This window comes from Streptomyces sp. NPDC013317, from assembly GCF_055563155.1.
The window spans coordinates 124,138-149,963 of the sequence record NZ_JBVHDX010000011.1; the positions used below are offsets into that span (position 1 = coordinate 124,138).

The 25,826-nt window shown below is 71.8% G+C and carries 23 protein-coding genes; 17 read left to right on the forward strand and 6 right to left on the reverse strand.

Annotated elements, in window-relative coordinates; all coding sequences use genetic code 11:
• The first annotated feature begins 75 nt into the window (after window positions 1-75).
• Window positions 76-1,491 (forward strand): Gfo/Idh/MocA family protein, encoded by a 1,416-nt coding sequence (locus tag ACZ3IJ_RS26445; protein ID WP_467472105.1) that lies wholly within the window; start codon window positions 76-78, stop codon window positions 1,489-1,491.
• Between the two features lie 24 nt (window positions 1,492-1,515).
• Here the strand turns inward: ACZ3IJ_RS26445 and ACZ3IJ_RS26450 are convergent, their stop codons facing one another.
• Window positions 1,516-3,144, reverse strand: a complete 1,629-nt coding sequence (locus ACZ3IJ_RS26450; RefSeq protein WP_467472106.1) for a peptide-N4-asparagine amidase — start codon at window positions 3,142-3,144, stop codon at window positions 1,516-1,518.
• A 168-nt stretch (window positions 3,145-3,312) separates the two neighbouring features.
• Between ACZ3IJ_RS26450 and ACZ3IJ_RS26455 the strand changes: the two genes are divergently transcribed.
• Entirely contained in the window at window positions 3,313-5,121 is a 1,809-nt protein-coding gene (locus ACZ3IJ_RS26455) for an ABC transporter transmembrane domain-containing protein (protein ID WP_467472108.1), read from the forward strand.
• Window positions 5,118-6,899, forward strand: a complete 1,782-nt coding sequence (locus ACZ3IJ_RS26460; protein ID WP_467472110.1) for an ABC transporter ATP-binding protein — start codon at window positions 5,118-5,120, stop codon at window positions 6,897-6,899. Before ACZ3IJ_RS26455 ends, ACZ3IJ_RS26460 begins: the two co-directional genes overlap by 4 nt.
• A gap of 49 nt (window positions 6,900-6,948) precedes the next feature.
• On the opposite strand, the gene ACZ3IJ_RS26465 is transcribed toward ACZ3IJ_RS26460, so the two are convergent.
• Entirely contained in the window at window positions 6,949-7,740 is a 792-nt protein-coding gene (locus ACZ3IJ_RS26465) for a metal-dependent hydrolase (RefSeq protein ID WP_467472112.1), read from the reverse strand.
• 71 nt (window positions 7,741-7,811) lie between these two features.
• Between ACZ3IJ_RS26465 and ACZ3IJ_RS26470 the strand changes: the two genes are divergently transcribed.
• The 4 genes from ACZ3IJ_RS26470 to ACZ3IJ_RS26485 all read left to right on the forward strand — a co-directional run bounded on the left by ACZ3IJ_RS26470 (window position 7,812) and on the right by ACZ3IJ_RS26485 (window position 12,816).
• On the forward strand, window positions 7,812-10,385 hold the full coding sequence (locus tag ACZ3IJ_RS26470; RefSeq protein WP_467472114.1) for a DEAD/DEAH box helicase: 2,574 nt from the start codon (window positions 7,812-7,814) through the stop codon (window positions 10,383-10,385).
• A 38-nt stretch (window positions 10,386-10,423) separates the two neighbouring features.
• Complete coding sequence (locus tag ACZ3IJ_RS26475) at window positions 10,424-11,287, forward strand: acyl-CoA thioesterase (RefSeq protein ID WP_467472116.1); 864 nt, start codon at window positions 10,424-10,426, stop codon at window positions 11,285-11,287.
• Window positions 11,288-11,337: 50 nt separating this feature from the next.
• A complete protein-coding gene (locus ACZ3IJ_RS26480; RefSeq protein ID WP_467472118.1) occupies window positions 11,338-11,823 on the forward strand; it encodes a glutathione peroxidase in 486 nt (161 codons plus the stop codon).
• A gap of 183 nt (window positions 11,824-12,006) precedes the next feature.
• The gene (locus ACZ3IJ_RS26485; RefSeq protein ID WP_467472119.1) at window positions 12,007-12,816 is read left to right on the forward strand and encodes a putative protein N(5)-glutamine methyltransferase; all 810 of its coding nucleotides are present in this window, start codon (window positions 12,007-12,009) and stop codon (window positions 12,814-12,816) included.
• Here ACZ3IJ_RS26485 and ACZ3IJ_RS26490 read toward each other — a convergent pair.
• Window positions 12,813-14,213, reverse strand: a complete 1,401-nt coding sequence (locus tag ACZ3IJ_RS26490) for a cytochrome P450 (protein ID WP_467472121.1) — start codon at window positions 14,211-14,213, stop codon at window positions 12,813-12,815. The genes ACZ3IJ_RS26485 and ACZ3IJ_RS26490 overlap by 4 nt on opposite strands.
• A 303-nt stretch (window positions 14,214-14,516) precedes the next feature.
• Between ACZ3IJ_RS26490 and ACZ3IJ_RS26495 the strand changes: the two genes are divergently transcribed.
• The gene (locus tag ACZ3IJ_RS26495) at window positions 14,517-14,984 is read left to right on the forward strand and encodes a DUF6325 family protein (protein WP_467472122.1); all 468 of its coding nucleotides are present in this window, start codon (window positions 14,517-14,519) and stop codon (window positions 14,982-14,984) included.
• A gap of 51 nt (window positions 14,985-15,035) precedes the next feature.
• Window positions 15,036-15,329, forward strand: coding sequence for an SHOCT domain-containing protein (locus tag ACZ3IJ_RS26500; protein ID WP_467472124.1), 294 nt, complete (start codon window positions 15,036-15,038; stop codon window positions 15,327-15,329).
• A gap of 94 nt (window positions 15,330-15,423) precedes the next feature.
• On the opposite strand, the gene ACZ3IJ_RS26505 is transcribed toward ACZ3IJ_RS26500, so the two are convergent.
• Window positions 15,424-16,653, reverse strand: a complete 1,230-nt coding sequence (locus ACZ3IJ_RS26505) for an acyl-CoA dehydrogenase family protein (protein WP_467472126.1) — start codon at window positions 16,651-16,653, stop codon at window positions 15,424-15,426.
• 163 nt (window positions 16,654-16,816) lie between these two features.
• Here ACZ3IJ_RS26505 and ACZ3IJ_RS26510 point away from each other — a divergent pair, with 163 nt between their 5' ends.
• Window positions 16,817-17,464, forward strand: coding sequence for a TetR/AcrR family transcriptional regulator (locus ACZ3IJ_RS26510; protein WP_467472128.1), 648 nt, complete (start codon window positions 16,817-16,819; stop codon window positions 17,462-17,464).
• A gap of 131 nt (window positions 17,465-17,595) precedes the next feature.
• On the opposite strand, the gene def is transcribed toward ACZ3IJ_RS26510, so the two are convergent.
• The gene (gene def, locus ACZ3IJ_RS26515; RefSeq protein ID WP_467472129.1) at window positions 17,596-18,153 is read right to left on the reverse strand and encodes a peptide deformylase; all 558 of its coding nucleotides are present in this window, start codon (window positions 18,151-18,153) and stop codon (window positions 17,596-17,598) included.
• Between the two features lie 126 nt (window positions 18,154-18,279).
• On the opposite strand from def, the gene ACZ3IJ_RS26520 reads away from it, so the two are divergent.
• The 5 genes from ACZ3IJ_RS26520 (at window position 18,280) to ACZ3IJ_RS26540 (ending at window position 22,816) form a co-directional block, all read left to right on the forward strand.
• Window positions 18,280-19,527: a Mur ligase family protein gene (locus ACZ3IJ_RS26520; protein WP_352190991.1), complete on the forward strand. Its 1,248-nt coding sequence runs from the start codon at window positions 18,280-18,282 to the stop codon at window positions 19,525-19,527.
• A 19-nt stretch (window positions 19,528-19,546) separates the two neighbouring features.
• Window positions 19,547-20,275 carry a type 1 glutamine amidotransferase gene (locus tag ACZ3IJ_RS26525; protein WP_391800644.1) on the forward strand — a complete coding sequence of 243 codons (729 nt, stop codon included), beginning with the start codon at window positions 19,547-19,549 and terminating at the stop codon, window positions 20,273-20,275.
• Between the two features lie 176 nt (window positions 20,276-20,451).
• A complete protein-coding gene (locus ACZ3IJ_RS26530; RefSeq protein ID WP_467472132.1) occupies window positions 20,452-21,477 on the forward strand; it encodes a 6-phosphofructokinase in 1,026 nt (341 codons plus the stop codon).
• A 104-nt stretch (window positions 21,478-21,581) separates the two neighbouring features.
• Complete coding sequence (locus tag ACZ3IJ_RS26535) at window positions 21,582-22,550, forward strand: cytochrome c oxidase assembly protein (protein ID WP_467472134.1); 969 nt, start codon at window positions 21,582-21,584, stop codon at window positions 22,548-22,550.
• Window positions 22,551-22,609: 59 nt separating this feature from the next.
• Complete coding sequence (locus tag ACZ3IJ_RS26540; protein ID WP_467472358.1) at window positions 22,610-22,816, forward strand: hypothetical protein; 207 nt, start codon at window positions 22,610-22,612, stop codon at window positions 22,814-22,816.
• Window positions 22,817-22,847: 31 nt separating this feature from the next.
• Here ACZ3IJ_RS26540 and ACZ3IJ_RS26545 read toward each other — a convergent pair whose 3' ends face one another.
• Window positions 22,848-23,864 carry a DUF3048 domain-containing protein gene (locus ACZ3IJ_RS26545; protein ID WP_467472136.1) on the reverse strand — a complete coding sequence of 339 codons (1,017 nt, stop codon included), beginning with the start codon at window positions 23,862-23,864 and terminating at the stop codon, window positions 22,848-22,850.
• Window positions 23,865-23,950: 86 nt separating this feature from the next.
• Here ACZ3IJ_RS26545 and ACZ3IJ_RS26550 point away from each other — a divergent pair, with 86 nt between their 5' ends.
• On the forward strand, window positions 23,951-24,682 hold the full coding sequence (locus ACZ3IJ_RS26550) for a lysophospholipid acyltransferase family protein (protein ID WP_467472138.1): 732 nt from the start codon (window positions 23,951-23,953) through the stop codon (window positions 24,680-24,682).
• 65 nt (window positions 24,683-24,747) lie between these two features.
• A complete protein-coding gene (locus ACZ3IJ_RS26555; RefSeq protein WP_467472140.1) occupies window positions 24,748-25,782 on the forward strand; it encodes an NAD-dependent epimerase/dehydratase family protein in 1,035 nt (344 codons plus the stop codon).
• The last annotated feature ends 44 nt before the right edge of the window (window positions 25,783-25,826 follow it).

Below are 25,826 nucleotides of genomic sequence, written 5' to 3' on the forward strand. Positions count from 1 at the left end.
CGCAGTACCAGCTTCATTGTCAGGGTCCTCAGCGGGATTCATGAGCCAGCCGTGCACACAGCTACTGGAGGTTCCATGAACGACAACGCACCGCAGCCCCCCAGCCGCCGCTCCGTCCTGCGGACCACGGCCGGGGTCGCGGGGGCGGGCATCGGCCTCGGCGCCCTGGGCGCCGGCAACGCCGAAGCCGCCTCCGCCGAGGGGGCCGCGGCCGCCGCGGCGGCCGCCCGGGCCCCTCGGCGCAGAGGTGCCACCATGGCCGGTGTCCCCTTCGGGCGGCGCTCCACGGTCCGGGTCGGCATCGTCGGCCTCGGCAACCGGGGCGGCAGCATGATCGACCTCTTCCTCGCCCTTCCCTGGGTGCGGGTGGTCGCGATCTGCGACCCGGTCAAGGACAAGACGGAGCGCGCCGCCGCCAAGGTCGTCGCCGCCGGACAGCCCTCCCCCGCCGTGTACACGAAGGGCGAGGAGGACTACGAGAACCTCTGCAAGCGCTCGGACCTCGACTTCGTCTACGTGGCGACGCCCTGGGAGCTCCACTTCGCGATGGCGCGGGCGGCGATGCTGAACGGCAAGCACGTCGGCGTGGAGTGTCCGGTCGCGATGACCATCGACGACCTGTGGGAGCTGGTCGACCTCTCCGAGCAGACCCGCCGCCACTGCATGCAGCTCGAGAACTGCTGCTACGGCCGCAACGAGATGCGGGTTCTGCGGATGGCCCACGCGGGCAGGTTCGGGGACCTGCTGCACGGAGCGGGGGCGTACAACCACGACCTGCGGGAACTGATGTTCTCGTCGACGTACTACGAGGGTCCCTGGCGCCGGCTCTGGCACACCAGGCTGCGTGGCGACCTCTACCCGAACCACGGCTTCGGCCCGGTCGCCAACTACATGGACGTCAACCGGGGCGACAGCGTGGTGAGCATCAGCAGCTTCGGCACCCCGGCGCTCGGCCTCGCCCAGTACCGGGCGGAGCACATGCCTCCGGGTGACCCGAGCTGGAAGGAGACCTACATCGAGAGCGACCGGACGATCAGTCTGGTCCAGACGGCGAAGGGCCGCGTGATCCGGCTGGAGCACGACGTCTCCACCCCGCACCCCTACAGCAGGATCAACAGCCTGGGCGGCACCCGGGGCGTGTTCGAGGACTACCCGGCCCGGATCTATCTGGAGCCGGACCACCAGGGACACCAGTGGGGCGACTTCGACGACTACGCCACGGAGTTCGACCACTGGCTCTGGAAGGAGCACTCCAATCCCCCCGGCGGGCACGGCGGGATGGACTACATCATGATCTACCGGCTGATGCAGACCATGCAGCTCGGCCTCGTCCCCGACTTCGACGTCTACGACGCGGCGGTGTGGACGGCGCCGGTGCCGCTGAGCCACGCCTCGATCAAGGCGAAGGGCGCGCCCCAGCCGATCCCGGACTTCACCCGTGGCGAGTGGAAGAAGTCCCGGTCCGGCGTGGACTCGGTCCGTCCGGCCTAGACCGGCGGACCACCGCGGACCGGCTCAGCAGCGCAGCCTGTCCTCCGTGACCGTGCCCTGTGCCGTCTTCACGCTGCGGTCGTAGCAGCCGTCCGAGCCGTGGAGCCGGTAGCGGTCGGACGTCGTCCCGACCGCGTGCCGCTGATCGCGCGGAACGCCGGTGGTGTACGTGGCATCACCGGCGTACGTGTGGTCCAGGCGCGACCACGAGAGCCGCTCGCCGCCCCGTACGAGCTCGGTGCGGGCGCGGTCGCCGAGCGTCAGCACGGTCCGCAGGCGGTCGCCCGCGCCGATCGTCGTCTCGCCGTCCATGGTGTACGTGCGGTGGGTGCGGGTGCTCGTGCGGCCGACGGTCACGGTCTCGTCGTCGGTCCACCGCGCGGTGAGCGCGTCCGGGTTCTCGCCGTCGGCCCAGCGGTGCACGGAGGTGTGCGCCAGGGTCCGTGCGACGGTGGTGTCGACGCGGCCGTGCGAGGTGTTCAGATGGCCGGCGACGGTGAGGCCGTGGCCGCCCTCGGTGTCGAGCCTGTGCGGCGAACCCGGCGTGTGCACCGAGGAGTTGCTCGGCGCGCTCTCCTCGTACCGGTCGACCCCTCCGGTGACCACGGCGCGGCCCTCGTCCTGCCAGAGCAGGATGTTGGCCGGGGTGCTCCAGCCGGTCTGCCCCGCGGGGACACCCGCCACCGACACCTCGACCCGGTGGGCACGGCCGTCGTTCAGGATGCCCGCGAAGGGGGTCAGGTCGTAGACGACCGGCGGGACGTCGAAGGCGCGCGGGCCGGGCGAGACGTACCAGAGGAAGGGGTTGGACCAGCCGCCGGTCCACACGGTCGGGAAGGGAGCGGCGATGCCCGCCGTCCGTCCGTCGACGGAGATCCGGACCTCGCGGTACGGACCGTCGGTCGCCTTGCAGGAGTACGGCGCCGCGTCGGGCACGGTCAGGTACCAGTACTCCTCGCAGCCGCCGCCGGAGCCCGTCGCGTACACCTCGGCCAGGATGCGTTCGGTGTTGCGCGGTGTGGTCAGGCTCGTGGAGTCGAGCGGTATCACCCGGTCGGGCGTGTCGGCGGCGGGCTTCACCGCGCCCCGGGCGGTGTGGAAGGTGAGCGTGACCCGGACGTCGATGACGCCGGTGTAGGTCTCGTTCACGACATTGCCGATGAGCATCTCGACGGCCTGCGGGCGGGCGAGGGTGTCGCGGTAGCGGGTGACGTCCTTCTCCACCGACCAGCGGATGCCCTCGGGCGAGGGCTGGGGCGTGGAGGTACGGAGGATCTCCACGCCGCCGACGGAGACATGACCGAGCCGGTCGTACTGACGCCCCTTCACCTCTCCTTCGAGGCGGAGGACGACCTTGCTCCAGCGGGTGCCGCACTCCTTCGGGGGTGCGTAACTCCCTTGGTACGGCGTGAAATCGCTGAAGCGGGCCGCGGCGAGCAGGACCTCGCACGACCGTGTGGGCGGCTTGGCCACCGGCGGTGCTGCGGTCAGCGGGTCGTGCCAGTCGGTGCCGAACTCGGCGGGGGGCGGATCGGCCGGGGCCGCCGCGTACCGTTCGGCGGGAGAGAGCCCGGCGGCCGGGTGGGCCGAGAGCAGGGCGCCGGCGGTCAGGACGAGCCCACCGATCATGCTCATGATCTTCTGATGTCTCATGGGTCGCGAGTGAAGCGCGGGGCGCCGGGCCGGTCCAGAGGGCGTCGTGCGACCTTGGCGCGTTCTGTGCGCCTCTGCGAATAAATCGATTGCAGTCGGCCGTCCGGCGGCGCGAACCTTGCACGGTTTGCGCCACTGGAGCGAAGAGACCGGAAGCCCTGGGACGACATGAAGATTCGCGATCTACCGTATGCCGATCCAGGGGTTCCCGATGTCCGCTCGGGCTCCCGGTTCCTCCTCTGGCTCGGCCGCAACCAACTCGGCGGGCAGGTCGGCTCCCTGCTGTGGGGCCTGGTGCTGCAGCTCAGCATCGCCGGTCTGTCGCTCGCGGTCGGACTCGCCGTCCAGGCCGTCGTGGACCGCGACGGCGGGCGGCTCGCGCTCGCGGGCGGCCTGCTCGCCCTGCTCGGCGCCGGCATCGCGGTCGGTGACATGATGCTGCACCGCACCGCCGTCACCAACTGGATCACCGCTGCCGCGCGCGTCCAGCAACTGCTTTCCCGCAAGACCGCCGAGCTGGGCTCCGTCCTGACCCGGCGGGTCGCGGCGGGCGAGGTCGTGGCCGTCTCCACCGGAGACGTCGAGAAGATCGGCTGGTTCGTCGAGGCGCTGTCCCGGTTCGCCGCGGCCGCGGTGACGATGGTCGTGGTCTGCGTGGGCCTCGTCGTCTACCAGCCGGCCCTCGGCGTGGTGGTGGCGGTGGGCCTGCCGGTCCTCGCGCTGGCCGTCCTGCCTCTGCTCCCCCGCGCCACCCGCAGGGCCGACGCCCAGCGCGAGAAGGCGGGCCGGGCCACCGAGCTGGCCTCGGACACCGTGGCCGGACTGCGTGTGCTGCGCGGCATCGGCGGCGAGGAGCTGTTCCTCGCCCGCTACCGGGCCGCCTCGCAGGAGGTCCGGCACGCCGCCGTCCGCAGTGCCCGGATGTGGGCGCTGATCGCGGCCGTGCAGGTCCTGCTGCCGGGTGCGCTCCTCGTGGGCGTGCTCGCGTACGGTGCCCGGCTCGCGCTCGACGGGCGGATCGCGGTCGGCGAACTGGTCACCGTCTACAGCGCGGTGGCGCTGATGCTGCATCCTCTGCGGCACGTGGAGGAGATCGCCATGGCGTACTCCTTCTCCCGGCCCTCCGCCAAGCGCGCGGCCCGGGTGCTCTCGCTGGCCCGGACCACCACCACGACGGCGGACGACCACGGCACGGCCAAGGGCGATCTGTACGACCCCCTGACCGGGCTCCTCGCCCCCGCCGGCCTCCTCACCGCGGTCGTCTGCGGCGACCCGGACGCGGCCGGCAGGCTCGCGGACCGGCTCGGCGGCCATCCCACCGAGGCGGGCGAGGGACACACCTCGGTCCTGCTCGGCGGAGTGCCGCTGGACGAGCTGGAGCTGGACGCGGCCCGTACCGCCGTGCTGGTCCAGGACAAGGACCCGGTCCTGCTCTCCGGCACGCTCCACGAGCTGCTCGACGTGCCCTCCTCGGGCACGGTCCGGCCCGAGGAGGCCCTCGCCGCGGCCCAGTGCGGGGACGTGCTCGACGCGCTCGCGCAGGCGTCCGTCGGCACCGGGGGCGACCCGATGAGGACCCGGATCACCGAGCGCGGCCGCTCGCTCTCCGGCGGCCAGCGCCAGCGCCTGGCGCTGGCCCGTTCCCTGGTCACCGCCCCGGAGGTGCTGGTCCTCGACGAGCCGACCTCGGCGGTCGACTCCCACACCGAGGCACGCGTCGCCGCGGGGGTGCGGGGCCTGCGCGAGGGCCGTACGACGGTCGTCCTGGCCTCCTCACCGCTGCTCCTCGACCGCGCCGACCGGGTGGCGCTCGTCCACGACGGCGAGGTGGTGGCCGTGGGAACGCACCGCGACCTGCTCCGTACCGAACCGCGCTACCGGGCCGTCGTCACCCGCGAGACCGACGACGAACGGAGCGGGGACGCGGGGCCGCACGAAGCGAAGCTCGAAGCAGAGCTGGAAGGAGAGTCGGCATGACCGGCCTGGCACCACCCGCCTACGACCCGGGTGCCCCGACGTCGGCGACGACCCTGCCCGTGGGCACGACCGCGACCGTCCGAGGCTACGTACGCGACCTGCTGAGGCGTCACCGCGGGGCGTTCGCGCTGCTCGTCGGCGTCAACGCGGTCGCGGTGACGGCCTCGATGGTGGGTCCGTACCTGCTCGGCTCGCTCGTCGAGCGTCTCTCCGAGGGCGCGCGCGAGCTCCATCTGGAGCGCACCGTCGCGCTGTTCGCGCTCGCCCTCGTCGTCCAGACCCTGTTCGTACGGATGGTGCGGCTGCGCGGCGCGATGCTGGGCGAGGAGATGCTGGCCGATCTGCGCGAGGACTTCCTCGTCCGGTCGGTCGGGCTACCGCCCGGAGTGCTCGAACGGGCCGGGACCGGCGACCTGCTGTCCCGTATCACCACGGACATCGACCGGCTGGCCAACGCGATGCGCGAGGCCGTGCCGCAGCTCGCCATCGGTGTGGTCTGGGCGGTTCTGCTGATCGGCGGGCTCGCCGCGACCGCGCCGCCGCTCGCGCTCTCCCTGCTGATCGCCGCGCCGCTGCTGATCGTCGGCTGCCGCTGGTACTTCAGGCGGGCCCCCTCGGCGTACCGCTCCGAGGCCGCCGGCTACGCGGCGGTCGCCTCCGCGCTCGCCGAGACCGTCGACGCGGGCCGCACCGTCGAGGCGCACCGCCTCGGCGCCCGCCGGGTCGCGCTCTCCGACCGGCGCATCCGGGAGTGGACGGCGTGGGAACGGTACACACTCTTCCTGCGCTCGGTCCTCTTCCCGGTCATCAACCTCACCCACACGCTGGTGCTCGCGGGTGTCCTGATGCTGGGCGGCGTGTTCGTCCTGCGCGGCTGGATCGACGTGGGCCAGCTGACCACAGGCGCGCTGCTCGCCCAGATGCTGGTCGAGCCGGTCGGGATCATCCTGCGCTGGTACGACGAGCTGCAGGTCGCCCAGGTGTCGCTGGCCCGGCTCGTCGGCGTCCGTGACATCGAGCCGGACGCCGGCGACGGGGCGCTGCGCCCCGAGGGCCGGGACGTCCGGGCGGACGAGGTGCGCTTCGGTTACCGCGAGGGCGTCGACGTGCTGCACCGGGTGTCGATGGACGTCGCCCCGGGCACCCGTCTCGCCCTCGTCGGCCCCTCCGGCGCGGGCAAGTCGACGCTCGGCCGGCTGCTGGCGGGGATCTACGCCCCGCGGACGGGTTCGGTCACGCTCGGCGCGGCCGAGCTGGCGAAGATGCCCGCGGAGCGCGTCCGGGAGCACGTGGCGCTGGTCAACCAGGAGCACCACGTCTTCGTCGGGTCGCTCCGCGACAACCTGCGGCTCGCGCGGACGGGCGCGGAGGACGCCGAGCTGTGGGCGGCGCTCGGCGCGGTCGACGCGGACGGCTGGGCACGGGGGCTCGACGAGGGCCTCGACACCGAGGTGGGCTCGGGCGGACTCGCGCTCACTCCGGCCCAGGCCCAGCAGATCGCCCTCGCGCGGCTGGTCCTCGCGGACCCGCACACCCTGGTCCTGGACGAGGCGACCTCGCTCCTGGACCCGCGGGCGGCCCGCCATCTGGAACGCTCGCTCGCCCGGGTCCTGGACGGCCGCACGGTCGTCGCGATCGCCCACCGTCTGCACACCGCGCACGACGCGGACGTGATCGCGGTGGTCGAGGAGGGCCGCATCAGCGAGCTGGGCAGCCACGACGAACTGGTGGCGGCGGACGGCGCGTACGCGGCCCTCTGGAGGTCGTGGCACGGCTGACGGCGCGGTGGGCCCGCCCCCAGGGGGCGGGCCCACCGTCGTACGCGGGTCAGAGGTAGCCGAGCGCCGAGGCCCCGCCCACACCGCCCAGCAGCATGAAGGCCGGCATGAGCACCTTGAGCTCCACCCAGCTGCCGGCGCGGAACCGCATCGCCTTCGGCGGTCCGATCGGGTACCAGCGCTTGCGGCCCACCGGGATCGGCCACAGGATCGGGCAGCCCGAGACCGTCAGGGCGTCGCCGATGTCGTGCACCAGGGCGCCCAGGACGATGGGCAGGCCCAGCCAGAGGTACTCCTGTCCGGGGGCGGTGAAGAGCCAGTCCGCGCCGTTGCCCGGCTGGTCGAGGACGCCCGCGAGGATCCAGGCACTGGTCGCGCCGAGCAGCCAGACCAGGACGTCGCTGGACATCCGGGCCGCCCGCCACAGCAGACCTTCCACGGCGAGGACGAGGTGGACGAAGAGGATCGCGAGGACGGCCCAGCGGCCGCCGGTGATCGCAAGGACCGAGGCTCCGGCGCCGATGAGGACCGCCCAGAGCCAGGTGTGGGTGAGCGTCCGGTGGCCGCCCGACCGGCGGGGGTCGGCGGTGGAGCGGGTGGCCTTGTAGACGGCGTACGAGAGCTTGTCGACGATCTCGCACAGGCCCTTGGAGAGGGGACCGAAGGCCCGCGAGATGGTCGCGGACTTGTGATCGAGGTCGGGGGCGAGCGCCGCGCCCGCGCAGATGAGCGCTCCGACGACGACGACCGGCCACGGCATCGGGTGGCCCGCTGCGGCCGCCGCCGCCCCGACGCCCAGCCAGGCCGCCGCTCCGGACAGCGAGTGCGCCGGTCCCATCATCCTTGTTCCCGCCCCATTCCTCCGGTGCCGGCGCTCAGTTGACGGCCGGTCGACGCGACAGCGTATCGTCCGTGATCTTCGCCCCGACGGCCGGTTCCCTCATCCGGGCGGAATCCAGGCAAGATGGGGGCGTGACCCTTATCGATCAGCTGCCGCCGAACGCCGACCCCGACGCCCTCTTCGAGGCTTTCTCCTCATGGGCGGAGGACCGGGGCATCACGCTCTACCCGGCCCAGGAGGAGGCGCTGATCGAGGTGGTCTCCGGAGCGAACGTGATCTTGTCGACCCCCACCGGGTCGGGAAAGTCCCTGGTCGCGGCGGGGGCGCACTTCGCGGCGCTGGCCAATGACCAGGTGACCTTCTACACCGCGCCGATCAAGGCGCTGGTGTCGGAGAAGTTCTTCGACCTGTGCAAGCTCTTCGGCACCGAGAACGTCGGCATGCTGACCGGTGACGCCTCGGTGAACGCCGACGCTCCCATCATCTGCTGCACGGCGGAGGTGCTGGCCTCGATCGCGCTGCGCGACGGCAAGTACGCCGACATCGGCCAGGTCGTGATGGACGAGTTCCACTTCTACGCGGAGCCGGACCGCGGCTGGGCCTGGCAGATCCCGCTCCTGGAACTGCCGCAGGCACAGTTCGTCCTCATGTCGGCGACGCTCGGCGACGTGTCGATGTTCGAGAAGGACCTCACCCGGCGCACGGGCCGCCCGACCTCGGTGGTCCGCTCGGCGACCCGGCCGGTGCCGCTGTCGTACGAGTACCGGCTCACGCCGATCACGGACACGCTGACCGAGCTCCTGGAGACCAGGCAGGCTCCCGTCTACATCGTCCACTTCACCCAGGCCCAGGCCGTCGAACGCGCACAGTCGCTGATGAGCATCAACATGTGCTCGCGCGAGGAGAAGGACAAGATCGCCGAGCTGATCGGCAACTTCCGCTTCACCACCAAGTTCGGCCAGAACCTCTCGCGTTACGTGCGCCACGGCATCGGTGTGCACCACGCCGGCATGCTGCCGAAGTACCGGCGCCTGGTGGAGAAGCTGGCGCAGGCCGGTCTGCTGAAGGTGATCTGCGGGACGGACACGCTCGGCGTCGGCGTCAACGTGCCGATCCGAACGGTGCTGTTCACGGCTCTGACGAAGTACGACGGCAACCGGGTGCGCACGCTCCGCGCGCGCGAGTTCCACCAGATCGCGGGCCGGGCCGGCCGGGCGGGGTTCGACACGGCCGGTTTCGTGGTGGCCCAGGCCCCCGAGCACGTCATCGAGAACGAGAAGGCGCTCGCCAAGGCGGGCGACGACCCGAAGAAGCGCCGCAAGGTGGTGCGCAAGAAGGCTCCGGAGGGTTTCGTCGCCTGGAGCGACACCACCTTCGAGAAGCTGATCGCCGCCGAGCCCGAGCCGCTGACCTCGCGCTTCAAGGTCACCAACATCATGCTGCTCTCGGTGATCGCCCGGCCGGGCAACGCCTTCGAGGCGATGCGCAAGCTCCTGGAGGACAACCACGAGCCCCGCAAGGCCCAGCTGCGGCACATCCGCCGGGCCATCGCCATCTACCGCTCGCTGCTCGACGGCGGTGTGGTGGAGCAGCTGGACACCCCGGACGCCGAGGGCCGCACGATCCGGCTGACGGTCGACCTCCAGCAGGACTTCGCGCTGAACCAGCCGCTGTCGATGTTCGCGCTCGCCGCGTTCGACCTGCTCGACCCCGAATCCCCCTCGTACGCCCTGGACATGGTCTCGGTGGTCGAGTCGACGCTCGACGACCCGCGCCAGATCCTGGCCGCCATGCAGAACAAGGCGCGCGGCGAGGCCGTCGGGCGGATGAAGGCCGACGGCGTCGAGTACGAGGAGCGCATGGAGCGGCTCCAGGAGATCTCGTACCCCAAGCCGCTGGAGGAGCTGCTCTGGCACGCGTACAACGTGTACCGGAAGTCCCACCCGTGGGTGGGCGACCACCCGGTCTCGCCGAAGTCCGTCATCCGTGACATGTACGAACGGGCGCTGTCCTTCACGGAGTTCACGTCCTGGTACGAGCTGGCGCGGACTGAGGGCATCGTGCTCCGCTACCTGGCGAGCGCGTACAAGGCGCTGGACCACACGATCCCGGACGACCTGAAGACCGAGGACCTGCAGGATCTGATCGAGTGGCTGGGCGAGATGGTGCGCCAGGTGGACTCCTCGCTCCTGGACGAGTGGGAGCAGCTGGCCAACCCCGAGGTCCAGACGGCCGAGGAGGCGCAGGAGAAGGCCGACCAGGTCAAGCCGGTCACGTCGAACGCCCGCGCCTTCCGGGTCCTGGTCCGCAACGCGATGTTCCGCCGTGTGGAGCTCGCGGCCCTGGACAACGTGGACGCGCTGGGCGAGCTGGACGCCGAGTCGGGCTGGGACGCGGACGCGTGGGGCGAGGCGATGGACGCGTACTGGGACGAGTACGAGGACCTCGGCACCGGCCCCGACGCACGCGGACCGAAGCTGCTGAACATCGAGGAGGACCCGGCGCACGGCCTGTGGCGCGTCCGGCAGACCTTCGCCGACCCGAACGGCGACCATGACTGGGGCATCAGCGCGGAGGTGGATCTCGCGGCCTCCGACGAGGAGGGCCGGGCGGTCGTCCGCGTGACGTCCGTGGGACAGCTCTGACGGCTCTGAGGACTGACGGTACTAAGGAGAAGAAGACGGTGACCAACCCTGCCGAGAGCCTCGTCGGCCTGCTCGATCTGGAGCGGATCGAGGACGACATCTTCCGCGGCCAGAGCCCGCACGAGTCGCTGCAACGGGTCTTCGGCGGGCAGGTCGCCGGCCAGGCGCTGGTGGCGGCCGGGCGCACCACGGAGGGCGACCGGCCGGTGCACTCGCTGCACTCCTACTTCCTGCGCCCGGGACGCCCGGGCGTCCCGATCGTCTACCAGGTGGAGCGGGTACGGGACGGGCGTTCCTTCACCACCCGCCGGGTCACCGCGATCCAGCAGGGCCGGACGATCTTCAACCTGACCGCATCCTTCCACCTCCCGGAGGAGGCCGGGTTCGAGCACCAGCTGCCGCCGCGCCACATGACGGACCCGGAGACCCTTCCGCGGCTCGCGGACGAGATCCGCGACCACCTGGGCAGCCTTCCGGAGGCACTGGAGCGGATGGCCCGCCGCCAGCCGTTCGACATCCGCTACGTGGACCGGCTGCGCTGGACGAAGGACGAGGTCAAGGACGCGGACCCGCGCAGCGCGGTGTGGATGCGCGCGGTGGGCCCGCTCGGCGACGATCCGCTCGTCCACACCTGCGCGCTGACGTACGCCTCGGACATGACGCTCCTGGACGCGGTCCGGATCCCGGTCGAGCCGCTCTGGGGCCCGCGGGGCTTCGACATGGCGTCCCTGGACCACGCGATGTGGTTCCACCGCCCCTTCCGGGCGGACGAGTGGTTCCTCTACGACCAGGAGTCCCCCATCGCCACGGGCGGCCGGGGGCTGGCCCGCGGCCGCATCTACGACCGCGAGGGCAGGCTGCTGGTCTCGGTGGTCCAGGAGGGACTGTTCCGGAAGCTGTAGCACGGGATCGTAGGGTGAAGGAACACGCCCGGTCTCGACGAGGAGCTTCCATGAGCCTGTACGACATTCCCCTGCGCACCCTGTCCGGCGAGCCGATCTCGCTGGCCGACTACCGGGATCAGGCCGTCCTGGTCGTCAACGTGGCCTCCCAGTGCGGTCTGACGCCGCAGTACGCGGGGCTCGAAAGGCTGCAGAAGGAGTACGGGGACCGTGGTTTCACCGTGCTCGGTGTGCCGTGCAACCAGTTCCTCGGGCAGGAGCCCGGGAGCGCGGAGGAGATCCAGACCTTCTGCTCCACGTCGTACGGCGTGACGTTCCCGCTGCTGGAGAAGACGGACGTGAACGGCGACGCCCGTCACCCCCTCTACGCGGAGCTGACGCGGACCGCGGACGCGGAGGGCGAGGCCGGGGACGTGCAGTGGAACTTCGAGAAGTTCCTGGTCGGCCGGGGCGGGCAGGTCACGCGCTTCCGTCCGAGCACCGAGCCGGAGGCCCCGGAGGTCGTCGCGGCCATCGAGGCGGTCCTGCCCGCCTGAGCGGCGGCGCGGCCGATCGGGGCGCACGGTGTCGATCATGTAATGTGTGCGGCTCCAGCAGAGAACGACCGAGGAGGTGGGATCCATCAACGCCATGCAGGCAGGGTGCTCCCCCTCCACGACCGTGTGGTCCGCCCGACAGAGGTGACCACGGGAGTGCCCCTCGGCTTCCCGGAAGGTTCCATGTCGATCGACCCCTCTTTCACCCTTCGTTCCACCACCGTCTCCCGGCTCCGCGCCGCCGGCTGTGTGTTCGCCGAGGACGAGGCGGAGCTCCTCTTCTCATCGGCGCACAGCGGCCGCGAACTCGACTCGATGGTCGAGCGGCGGAGCGCCGGTCTGCCCATCGAGCACGTCGTGGGCTGGGCCGCCTTCGCCGGGCTGCGCGTCGCCGTCGACCCGGGGGTCTTCGTTCCCCGGCGGCGTACGGAGTTCCTCGTCGAGCACGCCGTGGCCCTGGCCGGGTCCGGGGCCCTGTGCGTCGATCTGTGCTGCGGGTCCGGCGCGGCGGGAGCGGTGCTGCTCTCGGCCGTCGACGGCGCCGAGGTGTACGCCTCGGACATCGAGCCCGCCGCCGTGCGGTGCGCACGGCGCAACATCGAGCCGCTCGGCGGCCGGGTCCTCGAGGGCGACCTCTTCGCCCCGCTGCCGGAGGCCCTACGCGGCCGGGTCGAGGTACTGGTCGCCAACGTGCCGTACGTACCGACCGAGGACCTCGGGCTGCTGCCGCCCGAGGCACGCGAGCACGAACCGCTGGTCGCGCTCGACGGCGGCTCGGACGGCCTCGACGTCCTGCGCAGGGTGGCCGCCGAGGCCCCCGACTGGCTGGCGCCCGGCGGTCATCTGCTGGTCGAGACCTCCGAGCGGCAGGCCGCCCGGGCCGTCGAGACCGTCTCCGGGTACGGCCTGACCCCACAGGTGATCACGTCCGAGGAGCTGTACGCGACGGTCGTGGTCGCCACCCGCGGGGCGACGGGACAGGCTCTCTCCTAGGGGGTACGGGGCCGGACCCGGCAGCGTGCCGGGCCGGTCGCGCGGAGGGTGATCGCCGAGGTGACCGGCACCTCGGTGTCGACCGCCTCCAGGTCGTAGGCCTGGAGGATCATCGCCAGCGCGACCACCGACTCCAGCATCGAGAAGTGCTGGCCGATGCAGGCGCGCGGGCCGCCGCCGAAGGGGAACCAGGCGTAGCGGGGGCGGCTCGCCTCGGCCTCGGGCGTGAAGCGGTCGGGGTCGAAGCGCTCCGGGTCCTCCCAGTACGCGGGGTGCCGGTGGGTGACCCACGGGGCGACGATCACATCGGCGCCGGCCGGGATGGTGTGCCCGTCGATCTCGGTGGCGGCGACCGCGCGCCGGCCGATGACCGGGCCGGCGGGGAAGAGGCGCATGGCCTCCTTGAGGACCCGGGTCAGGTACGGCAGGGCGTCGAGGTCGGCGGCGCCTGGAGTACGGCCGGCCAGGACGCGGTCGACCTCCTCGTGCGCGCGCTTGCGCTCCTCGGGGTGCACGGCGAGGAGGTGGAGGGCGAAGCCGAGCGAGGTGGCCGTCGTCTCGTGCCCGGCGAGCAGGAAGATGAGGACCTGTTCGCGCAGCTCGGCGGCGTCGAAGCTGCCGTCCTCCGCGCTCCCGGCCTCGGCGAGGAGGGTCAGCAGGTCCTGCGCGCCGCCACCGTCGGCGTCGCTCCCCGCGGCCGCGGCCACGTCCGCCTCGGCCGCCGCGCGCCGCTCGGCGATGATCCGGTCGCAGACGGCGTACAGCTCGTCGCACGCGGCCGCGGCGCGGCGGTTGCCGGGGGTGGGCCAGTCACGGGGGATGTTGAGGGGCGAGAAGCCGCGGCGCAGGACGTAGTCGCCCATCACCGGGAAGGCGCGCTCGACGATCTCGACGGCGGTCTCGACGTCGGTGCCGAAGAGGATGCGGGCGACGGCGCGCAGGGCGAGCCGGGTCATCTCGTCGAGGACGTCGACGGTGGAGCGCTCCGCGGTGCGCCACTCTTCGGTGACGGTCGCGACCTCGGCGGCGATGGCCTCGGCGTAGCTGTCGACGCGGCGGCGGGTGAAGAGCGGCTGGACCAGTCGGCGCTGCCGCAGGTAGTCCTCGTCCTGGCTGGTCAGCAGGCCGTTGCCGAAGGACTCGCGGACCTCCTGGTAGAAGGCGTTGTCCTTGCGGAAGTTGGCGGACTGGGCGGCGAGGACCTGCTGGACACCCTCGGCGGAGAAGACCCCGTAGACCGTGGCGCGCACTCCCGGCGGCCCCGCGGTGATCCGTACGACGTCTCCGTGGGCCCGCTGGGACGCGAGGAAGGTGCCGAGCGCGTCGTTCCTGAGGTCGAACATCGAGCCGAGCAGCGGCAGCCCCGCGGGGCCCGGAATCTCGTCGGTGGTGGTCATGCGTGGTTACCCCCTTGATCGTCACCGGCACGGCGATTCTCCACCACCGCCCGACGCACCGGTAGCCATGGCGAACACCCGGCCGGAACAGGGCTGTTGGCGTGGTCTCGGGTGGGAACCGGCCGGCCGGTTCCCAGGAGTCCGTGGCGGGCTCGTCCGCGCCGCGGCCCTCCGGCCGCGCCACGACGTGCGGGGAGCCCCGGGCGGTGCTGGAATGGCTGAGCGGCCACCTGTCGCCGGCGGGGGCCGCCCGCAACCCGGTCCGGTCGAGGCGGGAACCCCGAGCGCTTGGAGGAAGTGGCCATGAGCGACGACCTGTCGGAAGTCGAGGACATGGGCCCCGTCGACTACCTGATCCTGGAGTTCCCGGGCAACCGGATGACGGGTGAGGGTTTCCCCCTGCTCGTCGACCTGGTGGAGCGGGGCGTCATCCGCATCCTCGACCTGCAGTTCATCCGCAAGGACGAAGACGGGTCGGTCACCGCGGTGGAGCTGACGGACTTCGGCGGCGAGGTCGATCTCACCGTGTTCGAGGGCGCCTCCTCCGGTCTGCTGGACCAGAGCGACGTCGACGACGCCGGTTCCGCGCTGGAGCCGGGCAACTCCGCCGGAGTCATCGTGTACGAGAACGTGTGGGCCGCCCCCTTCGCACGCGCCATGCGCCGCAGCGGCGCGCAGATCGTGGCGAGCGGCCGGATTCCCGTCCAGGCGCTCCTGGCCTCGCTGGACGCCGCCGATACCGCCGGCCCCGGCGGCGGAGCCGCGGCCTGACCGCTCCCGACCGCATCCGGCATCCGAGCACACCCTGGGAGATGACTGATCATGCCCGGACTTCTCCGCGGCGTCGCCCGCACCGCCGTCGTCGCCGGCACCGCCACCGCGGTGTCCAACCGAGTGTCACGGCGCCAGGCGGGCCGCTGGGCCCAGCAGGACTACGACCAGCAACAGCAGTACCAACAGCAGTACCAGCAGCAGCCCCCGCCGGCTCCGGAACCCGCCGGGGACGACATGAGCACCAAGATCGACCAGCTCAAGCAGCTGGGGGAGCTGAAGGCCCAGGGCGTACTGACCGAGGCGGAGTTCGAGGCCCAGAAGCGCGCCCTCCTCGGCACCTGACCCTCGCCCGCCTTCGGCATGTGACCCGGCACGACACGCACAGCGGCCCGCACCCCCGTCAGGGGGCGCGGGCCGGCGCGTGCGGGCCGCCGGGCTACCGGATCGGCATCCCGGAGAGGGTGCGGGCGATCACCAGGCGCTGGATCTCGCTGGTGCCCTCGAAGATCGTGTAGATCGCCGCGTCGCGGTGCATGCGCTCCACGGGGTACTCGCGGGTGTAGCCGTTGCCGCCCAGGATCTGGATGGCCTGGCCGGTGACCTTCTTGGCGACCTCGCTCGCGTACAGCTTGGACATCGAGCCCTCGGCGGAGGTGAACGGCTTTCCGGCGGTCGCCATCCAGGAGGCGCGCCAGACGAGGAGCCGGGCGGCGTCGATCTGGGTCCGCATGTCGGCGAGCTGGAAGGCGACGCCCTGGTTGTCGATGATCGGGCGGCCGAACTGCTCGCGGGTCCTGGCGTAGTCGAGGGCGACCTCGTACGCCGCGCGGGCCGTGCCCACGGCCATGGCGCCGACGGCGGGGCGGGAGGCCTCGAAGGTGGCCATGGCCGCGTTCTTCACGCGCTCGCCACCGCCCGCCCTGGCCTTCTCGCGGGCCCGGGCCAGGCGCTCGTCCAGCTTCTCCTTGCCTCCGAGGAGGCAGTGGCCGGGGACGCGGACGTTCTCCAGGACGACCTCGGCGGTGTGCGAGGCGCGGATGCCGTGCTTCTGGAACTTCTGTCCCTGGGAGAGACCGGGGGTGTTCGGCGGCACGATGAAGGAGGCGTGCCCCTTGGAGCCGAGCTCGGGGGCCACGGCGGCGACGACCACGTGGACGTTGGCGATGCCGCCGTTGGTCGCCCAGGTCTTGGTGCCGTTGAGGACCCACTCGTCCTTTGCCTCGTCGTACACGGCCCGGGTGCGCATGGAGGCGACGTCGGAGCCGGCGTCGGGCTCGGAGGAGCAGAAGGCGGCGACCTTCACGTCGTCGACGTCGCCGTACATCTGCGGGATCCAGGTGCCGATCTGCTCCTCGGTGCCGTTGGCGAGGACGCCGACGGCGGCGAGGCCCGTGCCGACGATGGAGAGCGCGATGCCGGCGTCGCCCCAGAAGAGCTCCTCCATCGCCAGCGGGATGCCGAGCCCGGTGGGGTCGAAGAACTGCTGGGCGTAGAAGTCGAGGGAGTAGATGCCGATCTTGGCGGCTTCCTGGATGATCGGCCAGGGAGTCTCCTCACGCTCGTCCCACTCGGCGGCGGCGGGGCGCATCACGTCCTCGGCGAATCCGTGCAGCCAGTCACGGACCTGCTTCTGGTCGTCGTTGAGTTCGAGCGTGAACTCGGCCATGTTCCCTCCCAGCAGTACATTACTTGCGGTAACAGCAGTCTGTTACCGGCTGGTAGATGCTGTCAACCTGCGGAGAAGCGGAACGGGCGGCGCGGCACCGGATGCCGGTCTGGTGTTACGTTGCGACAGCCTCACGGAATTCGCACGGGCGGGGAGACACGCTATGGAGACCACACACCGGACCACCGAACAGCAGAAGCCGGCCGACCAGCGGCGCCGCGAACTGCTGGAGGCGGCGGACCGGGTGGTGCTCCGGGACGGGCCGAAGGCCTCGATGAACGCGATCGCCGCCGAGGCGGGGATCACGAAGCCGATCCTGTACCGGCACTTCGGCGACAAGGGCGGGCTCTACCGGGCCCTGGCCACCCGGCACACCGACGCGCTGCTCGCCGCACTGAGGGCCGCGCTCGACGCGCCGGCCGACCGGCGCCGGCGGGTCGAGTCCACCCTCGACACCTACCTCGCCTCCATCGAGGCGCTGCCGCAGGTCTACCGCTTCCTCATGCACCCGGCCGAGGAGACGCACCAGGCGGAGCAGGGCTTCGACGTGGGCCGCCACTCGGCGCCGGTGCTGCGGCGGATGGGCGAGGAGCTCGGCCAGGTCATCGCCGAACGCATCGACCTCGGCGAGGCCGGCGAGGCACAGGCACGGATCTGGGGCCACGGCATCGTCGGCATGATGCACGCGGCGGGCGACTGGTGGCTGGGCGAACGGCCCTGCTCGCGGGGTGAGTTGGTGCGGGCTCTGGCAGACCTGCTGTGGGGCCGTCTGGCGGAGGCGGGCGACCGTGAAGGGGCCCCCGGGTTCTAGGGCGGGCCCGCCCGGGCGACCCCGGGTGAACGGCCCCGGACGCCGGGCGCCGCAGCGGGCGGGGCCCCGGACTCCGTCCAGGGGTCTCACCCGCCCTGCGGATCGCAGCCCTCAGCGGCCGGGCGGGGGCGTCAGCCCAGCACGTCCGACCTCGTCCCCCACGGCTCCTTGCGGATCGCCCGCAGCAAGCGTGACCTGCGCCACCCCGTCACATGGTCCGCGTAGACCCCGCCGTCCAGATGATCGGCCTCGTGCTGGAGGCACCGGGCGAAGAACCCGGTGCCCTCGACGCGCGCCGGGGTGCCGTCGAGGAGCACGCCCTCGACGACCGCGCGGTCGAACCGCGGCGTCGGAGCCTCCAGACCCGGCAGGGACAGACAGCCCTCCGCACCCCGGATCACGTCGCCGTCCGCCTCCACGAGACGCGGGTTGACCAGGTGCCCGAGGTGGCGCACCTCATCGTCGTCCGGGCAGTCGTACACGAAGACCCGCAGGCCCACGCCCACCTGGTTCGCCGCGAGGCCGACGCCGTTCGCCGCGTACATCGTCGCGAACATGTCCTCGATCAGCCCGGCGAGCTCCGGTCCGAAGTCGCTGACGGGTTCACAGGGGGCGTGCAGCACCGGGTCGCCGAGCAGGGTCATCGCTCGGACGCGGCCGGAACTGCCGGGGATCGGCCGGTTTCGCATGGGCGTAAGGGTACGGTCCGCCGTGACCTCGTCGTTTCACCGAGGGGCGCAGGGGTGCCGCAGTTCGGGTCCCTGGCCTGACCTCGATAGGCTGAGCCCGGACCGACGCAAGGAGGAACAAGGAAGATGTCAGGACACCCCGGTAATCCAGAGCCGCTGTCGCCACGCGCCAAGCTGGCCGTGACGGCGGGCAAGGCCGCGGCGGCGGTGTCGCGCGCGGCGGGACGCGGCAGCGGATCGGTGATCGGCGGCAAGGTGGCGCTGAGGCTCGACCCGGACCTGCTGGGTCGGCTCGCGCAGCATCTGGACGTCGTCCTGGTGTCCGCGACCAACGGCAAGACCACCACGACCCGGCTGATCGCCGAGGCGCTGCGGGCCAGCGGCCCGGTCGTCTCCAACGCGCTGGGCGCCAACATGCCCGCGGGCATCACCTCGGCGCTGGCCGGCGGCTCGGACGCCAAGTACGGCGTGATCGAGGTCGACGAGAAGTACCTCGCCGGAGTCGCCCGGGACACCACGCCGAAGGCGATCGCGCTGCTCAACCTCTCCCGCGACCAGCTCGACCGCGCCGCCGAGACCCGGATGCTCGCCGAGAAGTGGCGCGAGGGTCTGAGCGGCACGAAGGCCGTCGTCATCGCCAACGCCGACGACCCGCTGATCGTCTGGGCCGCCTCCTCCTCCCCCAACGTGGTGTGGGTCGCCGTCGGCCAGGAGTGGAAGGACGACGCCTGGTCGTGCCCCGCCTGCGGCGGTGTCATGCAGCGTCCCGGCGACGACTGGTTCTGCGGCGAGTGCGGTTTCCGCCGCCCCGCGCCGAGTTGGGCGCTCAACGGCGACCACGTCCTGGACCCGCACGGTTCGGCCTGGCCGATCCACCTCCAGCTGCCCGGCCGGGCGAACAAGGCCAACGCCGCGACCTCGGCCGCCGTCGCCGCCGTCTTCGGTGTCCCGCCGCAGGTCGCCCTGGAGCGGATGTACCAGGTGCAGGCCGTGGCCGGCCGCTACGACGTGGTCTCCTTCCAGGGCCGCGATCTGCGCCTGCTGCTGGCGAAGAACCCGGCGGGGTGGCTCGAAACGTTTTCCCTGATCGACCAGCCCCCGACCCCGGTCATCCTCTCCGTCAACGCGCGCGGCGCCGACGGCACGGACACCTCCTGGCTCTGGGACGTCGACTACGGACGGCTCGCCGGCCACCCGATCATGGTCATCGGCGACCGCAAGCTGGACCTCGCGGTCCGCCTGGAGGTCGCGGGTGTGGAGTTCCGCGTCTGCGAGACGCTCGACGAGGCGGTCCAGCTCGCCCCGCCCGGCCAGATCGAGCTGATCGCCAACTACACCGCCTTCCAGGACGTCCGCCGCCGCGTCGGCAACTGACCCGTAGAGGACTTGCAGCATGAGTGACAGCAGCCTGCGCCTGGTCTGGGTCTACCCGGACCTGCTCAGCACGTACGGCGACCAGGGCAACGCCCTCGTCGTCGAGCGCCGCGCCCGCCAGCGCGGTCTGGACGTCCAGCGCGTCGACGTCCGCAGCGACCAGCCGGTGCCGACCTCCGGCGACATCTACCTGATCGGCGGCGGTGAGGACCGGCCGCAGCGGCTCGCCGCCGAGCGGCTGCGCCGCGACGGCGGGCTGGAGCGGGCCGCCTCCAACGGCGCGATCATCTTCTCGGTCTGCGCCGGCTACCAGATCCTGGGCCACGAGTTCATCAACGACCTCGGTGAGCGCGAGCCCGGCCTCGGTCTGATCGACGTCATCTCCACCCGCGGCGAGGGCGAGCGGTGCGTCGGCGACGTCCTCGCGGACATCGACCCGCGCCTGGGCCTCCCCCAGCTCACCGGGTTCGAGAACCACCAGGGCATCACCCATCTCGGCCCGACGGCCCGCCCGTTCGCGCGGACCGTCCTGGGCAAGGGCAACGGCACGGGCGACGGCACCGAGGGCGCCTACAACGACACCGTCTTCGGTACGTACATGCACGGCCCGGTCATGGCCCGCAACCCGCAGATCGCGGACCTGCTCCTGAAGCTGGCCCTGGACGTGAACGCGCTGCCGCCGACCGACGACCGGTGGTACGAGGCGCTGCGCGCCGAGCGCATCGCGGCGGCGACCCAGCCCGCCTGACCACCCCGCGGACTGCACGTCTGAGCGCCCTTACGCCCATTGGATCCGTAAGTAAATACGGTGTCCAAACTGCGGACATCGGGTTCGGCCCCGCCACTCGGCACCGATAGGGTGGCGGGGATCCAACCGGACGACGTGGTCCGGAAGTCGGCCCACGTTGCAAAGGTATTCGGGCTATGCGCATTGGTGTGCTCACCTCCGGAGGCGACTGCCCCGGTCTGAACGCCGTCATCCGTTCCGTCGTGCACCGCGCCGTCGTCGACCACGGCGACGAGGTCATCGGCTTCCACGACGGGTGGAAGGGCCTCCTCGAGTGCGACTACCGCAAGCTCGACCTCGACGCGGTCGCCGGCATCCTCGCCCGCGGCGGCACCATCCTCGGCTCCTCCCGGGTCCAGCCCGCGCATCTGGTCGACGGCGTCGAGCGCGCCCGGGGCCATGTCGCCGAGCTGGGGCTCGACGCGATCATCCCGATCGGCGGCGAGGGCACGCTGAAGGCGGCCAACCTGCTCTCCCAGGCCGGCCTGCCGATCGTCGGCGTGCCGAAGACGATCGACAACGACATCGCCTCGACCGACGTCACCTTCGGCTTCGACACGGCCGTCGGCGTGGCGACCGAGGCCCTGGACCGCCTGAAGACCACCGCCGAGTCGCACCAGCGTGTGCTCATCGTCGAGGTCATGGGCCGCCACACCGGCTGGATCGCCCTGCACTCCGGCATGGCCGCCGGCGCGCACGCGATCGTCGTGCCCGAGCGCCCCTTCGACATCGACGAGCTGACCGCCCGGGTCGGCGAGCGCTTCGAGGCCGGCAAGCGCTTCGCGATCGTGGTCGTCGCCGAGGGCGCGAAGCCGCGCGAGGGCACGATGAACTTCGAGGTCGGCGCCAAGGACCAGTACGGACACGAGCGCTTCACCGGCATCGCCAACCAGCTCTCCGTGGAACTCGAGCGGCGGCTCGGCAAGGAGGCCCGCCCGGTGATCCTCGGTCACGTCCAGCGCGGCGGCACGCCGACCGCGTACGACCGGGTGCTCGCCACCCGCTTCGGCTGGCACGCGGTGGAGGCGGCGCACCGCGGCGAGTTCGGCATGCTGACCGCGCTGCGCGGCACGGACATCACGATGGTGCCGCTGGCCCAGGCCGTGGAGGCCCTCAAGACGGTCCCGGCCGAGCGCTACGCCGAGGCCGAGTGCGTGCTCTGACCTCCGTACCGACACCCTGAGCCGCCCCCGGTCGCATCCGCGAACGGGGGCGGTTCTAGTCTGGTGCGGACATCAAGCGCGAATCGGGCTCCAGGAGTACACACATGGATCACAGCGGGCACGGCATGACCATGGATCTGCCGCCGTTCACGCTGGGACGGGGGCTCGAGTTCTCGCCGAACCTGTTCTTCCTCATCGGCAGTGTCGTGGGGCTCGCGCTGTACGGCTGGGGCGTGGCGCGGCTGCGCGGTCGCGGTGACAGCTGGCCGGTGAGCCGGACGGTCTTCTTCGCGGTGGGCGTGCTCTCCGTGGCGCTGATGATGTGCACCAAGCTGAACGACTACGGCATGGTCATGTTCAGCGTGCACATGGTGCAGCACATGGTCGTCTCGATGCTCTCGCCGATCCTGCTGCTGCTCGGCGCGCCGGTGACCCTGGCGCTGCGCGCGCTGCCGGTGGCGCCGCGGGGGGACAAGGGCCCGCGCGAGCTGCTCCTGATGCTGCTGCACAGCCGCTACATGCGGATCGTCACGCATCCCGCGTTCACGATCCCGCTCTTCATCGCGAGCCTGTACGGCTTCTACTTCACGCCGCTCTTCGACACGCTCATGGGGTCGAAGATCGGGCACATCGCGATGATGGTGCACTTCCTCGCCGTGGGGCTTGTCTTCTTCTGGCCGATCATGGGCGTCGACCCGGGGCCGCACCGACCCGGCTATGTGATGCGGATGCTGGAGCTCTTCGCGGGCATGCCGTTCCACGCCTTCTTCGGCATCGCCCTGATGATGGCGAGCCAGCCGATGATCAAGGCGTACGAGAACCCGCCGGCCTCGCTCGGGATCGACGCCCTCGCCGACCAGAACGCGGCGGGCGGCATCGCCTGGGCGTTCAGCGAGATCCCTTCGGTGCTGGTGCTGATCGCGCTGGTCTACCAGTGGTACCACTCCGAGCAGCGGCAGGCCGTCCGCAAGGACCGGGCCGCCGACCGCGACGGGGACAAGGAGCTGGAGGCGTACAACGCGTATCTCGCCTCGCTCCGCGGTGGCGGGCCTCGGGTATCGACGCGGGAGTAGCGCTCCCCCCGCCTCAGGGGTCACGATGAACAGGATGGCCCCGTCGGGAGGAGGGACCCATGTCCGGTCCCACGAAGGCGATGAGCGTGACGACCGTCGCGGCCCTGGTGCTGACGACGGCGTACACGGTGGCGCTCGGCAGCAGCGGCTGGCTGTGGTTCGGCTGGGTGGTGCTCGGTGTGGTCACCATCGGCATGGCGGCCGCCGACAGCTCCGTCCCCTCGGACCCGCGCCGCGGCCCTGGCCGCCCGGGCCCCCAGCCGTAGCCCCCGTCGCGACGCAGCCCCGCAGCCCCTGCTAGTCGCGCGGTGCCAGCACGACCCAGGTCCGGCCCGGCGCGAAGTTCAGCGGCGCGCCGTCGGGGGTCGTGAAGGCGGTGCCGTCGTCGGCGTCGGGGCGGCTCCAGCGAGCGTCGTAGGCGCGGCCGTCCCGGAGGACGAGGGCGCTGCCGCTGCCGACGGTCTCGGTGTACGGGGAGACGCTGCCGAGGACGTCGTGGAAGCGCGACGCTCGTACGGTCACGTACTGCAGCACGATCGTCGACGCCGTGACCTGGCCTTCGTCGGTGGTACGGGCGGGCCTGCCGTCCATCGCGACCCGCCAGTTCTTCTCGGTCGCGTTCCACGTGAAGGTGTAGCGGGAGGCCGGGAAGCGCACGGTGCGTTCGTTGACCGGTTCGCCGCCCGAGGGGGCCGGTCCGAAGCGGAATCCGATGTCCTTGGCGTCCTGCGCGTCCGGTGCGGCAGCGAGGGCCCGTCCGGGCAGCACGTAGAGGTTGTGGGGAGCGGCCCTTCCGCGGTCGCGGACGTAGGCCCCGGGGGCGTCCTCGGGCGGCAGGGGGTAGAGCGGAGCGGCTTTGAGCAGCGGTTTCAGGGCGGTCTGCGAGCCGGAGTAGGCGAGCGCCGGGCGGCCGAACTGGGCGAGGAGCTCGATGTCGGACTCGCGGGCGCTGCGCACGGGGCCGATCCGCTCGGGGAGGTCCGTGGAGTAGACGGCGAGCAGCCGGGTCTGGCCTCCTTCCACCTGCTCGACGTAGACGAGGTCGGCCGCGCCGAGACCGGTGTGTGGGCGGGCGGGCGGCACGTTGTCGATCTTGACGGCGAGGACCGGAGCGGGCCGGGCGGGCAGCCCCGTGAAGGGCGAGAGCCCTTGCGGGACGGAGGTGGGCGGGGGCGGCGTCGAGGTCGGCGCCGGTTCCGGGGCGCCGGAGTCGGCGCATCCGTACAACCCGGCGGTCATCACCGCGCACAGCAGCACGGTGACGGCTGCGCCGGGTCTTCCGCGTGGCGGTTCGTGTCGGCGTTCGGCAGCCATCGGGCCCCACTCTCCGTCTCCAGTGTGGACCAGGGTCGCGCAAGTGGTTACAAATAATCATCGCTCTACCGAGACGGGGGCCACAGTTGTTCTATTACGTCCTGAAGTACGTCCTGCTCGGTCCGATCCTGCGGCTGGTCTTCCGGCCGCGCACGGAAGGCCTCGAACACATCCCGGAGGAGGGCGCGGCGATCGTCGCGGGAAACCACCTGTCGTTCTCGGACCACTTCCTGATGCCGGCCGTCCTCAGGCGGCGGATCACGTTCCTGGCCAAGCAGGAGTACTTCACCGGGCCGGGGCTCAAGGGCCGGCTGACCGCCGCGTTCTTCCGCAGCGCCGGGCAGATCCCGGTCGACCGCTCCGGCAAGGAGGCCGGGCAGGCGGCGATCCGCGAGGGGCTCGGGGTGCTGTCCAAGGGCGAGCTGCTCGGCATCTATCCCGAGGGGACGCGCTCGCACGACGGCCGGCTCTACAAGGGCAAGGTGGGCGTCGCGATCATGGCGATCACGGCCGGTGTGCCGGTCATCCCCTGCGCGATGGTGGGGACCTTCGAGATCCAGCCGCCCGGCAAGGTGGTGCCCAGGGTCAAGCGGGTCACCATCCGGTTCGGGGAGCCGCTCGACTTCTCCCGCTTCGCGGGCATGGAGGGCGAGAAGTCGGCGGTCCGGGCGGTGACGGACGAGATCATGTACGAGATCCTCGCGCTGTCCGGACAGGAGTACGTCGACGACTACGCGGCCCAGGTGAAGGCCGCCGAGGAGGACGCGAAGTCGGGCGAGGGCGGGGCGCGGAGGAAGTTCCCCCGCGGCGGACGCTGACAGCGGATCTGCTCACGGCGAAAGGGCCTGGGCCCGCGGGCCCGCGCCGCCATAGCGTCCCGCCCATGGGACAGGGAAACGCACTGGTACTCGGAGCGACAGGGCAAGTGGGACGGGCGGCCGTGCGGGCGCTTGTCGCGGACGGCTGGGCGGTGACGGCCGCCTCGCGGGGCGGCCGACGGGACGGGACATGGCCGGCGGAGGTCCGGTCGGTGTCCTTCGACCGGAACGAGGAGGGCGCGCTGGCCGCCGCGGTCGGCAGCGGCACCGACGTCCTGGTGGACATCGTCGCCTACCACGCGGGCCACGGGCGGCAGTTGACGGCGCTGGCCGACCGGATCGGCTCGGCGGTGGTGGTCTCCAGCGGCGCGGTCTACGAGGACGACCGGGGCCGCAGCTTCGACACCCAGGACGAGCCGGACGGCTTCCCCGCCTATCCGGTGCCGATCCCGGAGTCGTGGCGGACGGTGGCCCCGGGCGAGGCGTCGTACGGGACGCGGAAGGTGGCGCTGGAGCGGGAGCTGCTCGCGGCGGGTGAGACCCTGCCGACGACGGTGCTGCGGGCGGGCGCGATCCACGGGCCGTACTGCCCGGGCCCGAGGGAGCTGTGGTTCGTGAAGCGCGCGCTCGACGGACGGCCGGTGCGCGTCCTCTCGTACGGCGGCGCGTCCCGGTTCCACCCGGTGCACGTGGACAACCTCGGGGAGTTGGTGCGGCTCGCCGCGGCGAAGCCGGGGACCCGGGTCCTGAACGGCGGGGATCCCGAGGCTCCGACGGTCGCGGAGATCGGGGCGGCGATCGACGCCGTGGTCGGGGTGGAGAGCGAGACGGTGCTGATGGCCGGCGAGCCGGAGGGCACGGTGGGACTCACCCCGTGGACCGCTGCCCACCCGGTCGTCTACGACATGGGCGCGGCGGAACAGGAGCTCGGCTACCGGCCGGTCGTGTCGTACGCCGAGTCCCTGCCGGCGACGGTCGCGGATCTGACCCGGCGACTGGCGGAGGGCGAGTGGCGGGAGGTGTTCCCGGGCCTGGCGAAGTACGGGGTGGACTTCTTCGACTACGCCGCCGAGGACGCCTGGCTCGCCGCCCGGGCATGAGCGAGGGGCGGCCGTCGTGCGGCGGCCGCCCCTCGGTCGTCACC

Coding starts and splice junctions, on each gene's coding strand:
- ACZ3IJ_RS26445 (WP_467472105.1), top strand. CDS start 76: ATGAACGACAACGCACCGCAGCCCCCCAGCCGCCGCTCCGTCCTGCGG.
- ACZ3IJ_RS26450 (WP_467472106.1), bottom strand. CDS start 3,144: ATGAGACATCAGAAGATCATGAGCATGATCGGTGGGCTCGTCCTGACC.
- ACZ3IJ_RS26455 (WP_467472108.1), top strand. CDS start 3,313: ATGAAGATTCGCGATCTACCGTATGCCGATCCAGGGGTTCCCGATGTC.
- ACZ3IJ_RS26460 (WP_467472110.1), top strand. CDS start 5,118: ATGACCGGCCTGGCACCACCCGCCTACGACCCGGGTGCCCCGACGTCG.
- ACZ3IJ_RS26465 (WP_467472112.1), bottom strand. CDS start 7,740: ATGATGGGACCGGCGCACTCGCTGTCCGGAGCGGCGGCCTGGCTGGGC.
- ACZ3IJ_RS26480 (WP_467472118.1), top strand. CDS start 11,338: ATGAGCCTGTACGACATTCCCCTGCGCACCCTGTCCGGCGAGCCGATC.
- ACZ3IJ_RS26485 (WP_467472119.1), top strand. CDS start 12,007: ATGTCGATCGACCCCTCTTTCACCCTTCGTTCCACCACCGTCTCCCGG.
- ACZ3IJ_RS26490 (WP_467472121.1), bottom strand. CDS start 14,213: ATGACCACCACCGACGAGATTCCGGGCCCCGCGGGGCTGCCGCTGCTC.
- ACZ3IJ_RS26495 (WP_467472122.1), top strand. CDS start 14,517: ATGAGCGACGACCTGTCGGAAGTCGAGGACATGGGCCCCGTCGACTAC.
- ACZ3IJ_RS26500 (WP_467472124.1), top strand. CDS start 15,036: ATGCCCGGACTTCTCCGCGGCGTCGCCCGCACCGCCGTCGTCGCCGGC.
- ACZ3IJ_RS26505 (WP_467472126.1), bottom strand. CDS start 16,653: ATGGCCGAGTTCACGCTCGAACTCAACGACGACCAGAAGCAGGTCCGT.
- ACZ3IJ_RS26510 (WP_467472128.1), top strand. CDS start 16,817: ATGGAGACCACACACCGGACCACCGAACAGCAGAAGCCGGCCGACCAG.
- def (WP_467472129.1), bottom strand. CDS start 18,153: ATGCGAAACCGGCCGATCCCCGGCAGTTCCGGCCGCGTCCGAGCGATG.
- ACZ3IJ_RS26520 (WP_352190991.1), top strand. CDS start 18,280: ATGTCAGGACACCCCGGTAATCCAGAGCCGCTGTCGCCACGCGCCAAG.
- ACZ3IJ_RS26525 (WP_391800644.1), top strand. CDS start 19,547: ATGAGTGACAGCAGCCTGCGCCTGGTCTGGGTCTACCCGGACCTGCTC.
- ACZ3IJ_RS26530 (WP_467472132.1), top strand. CDS start 20,452: ATGCGCATTGGTGTGCTCACCTCCGGAGGCGACTGCCCCGGTCTGAAC.
- ACZ3IJ_RS26535 (WP_467472134.1), top strand. CDS start 21,582: ATGGATCACAGCGGGCACGGCATGACCATGGATCTGCCGCCGTTCACG.
- ACZ3IJ_RS26540 (WP_467472358.1), top strand. CDS start 22,610: ATGTCCGGTCCCACGAAGGCGATGAGCGTGACGACCGTCGCGGCCCTG.
- ACZ3IJ_RS26545 (WP_467472136.1), bottom strand. CDS start 23,864: ATGGCTGCCGAACGCCGACACGAACCGCCACGCGGAAGACCCGGCGCA.
- ACZ3IJ_RS26555 (WP_467472140.1), top strand. CDS start 24,748: ATGGGACAGGGAAACGCACTGGTACTCGGAGCGACAGGGCAAGTGGGA.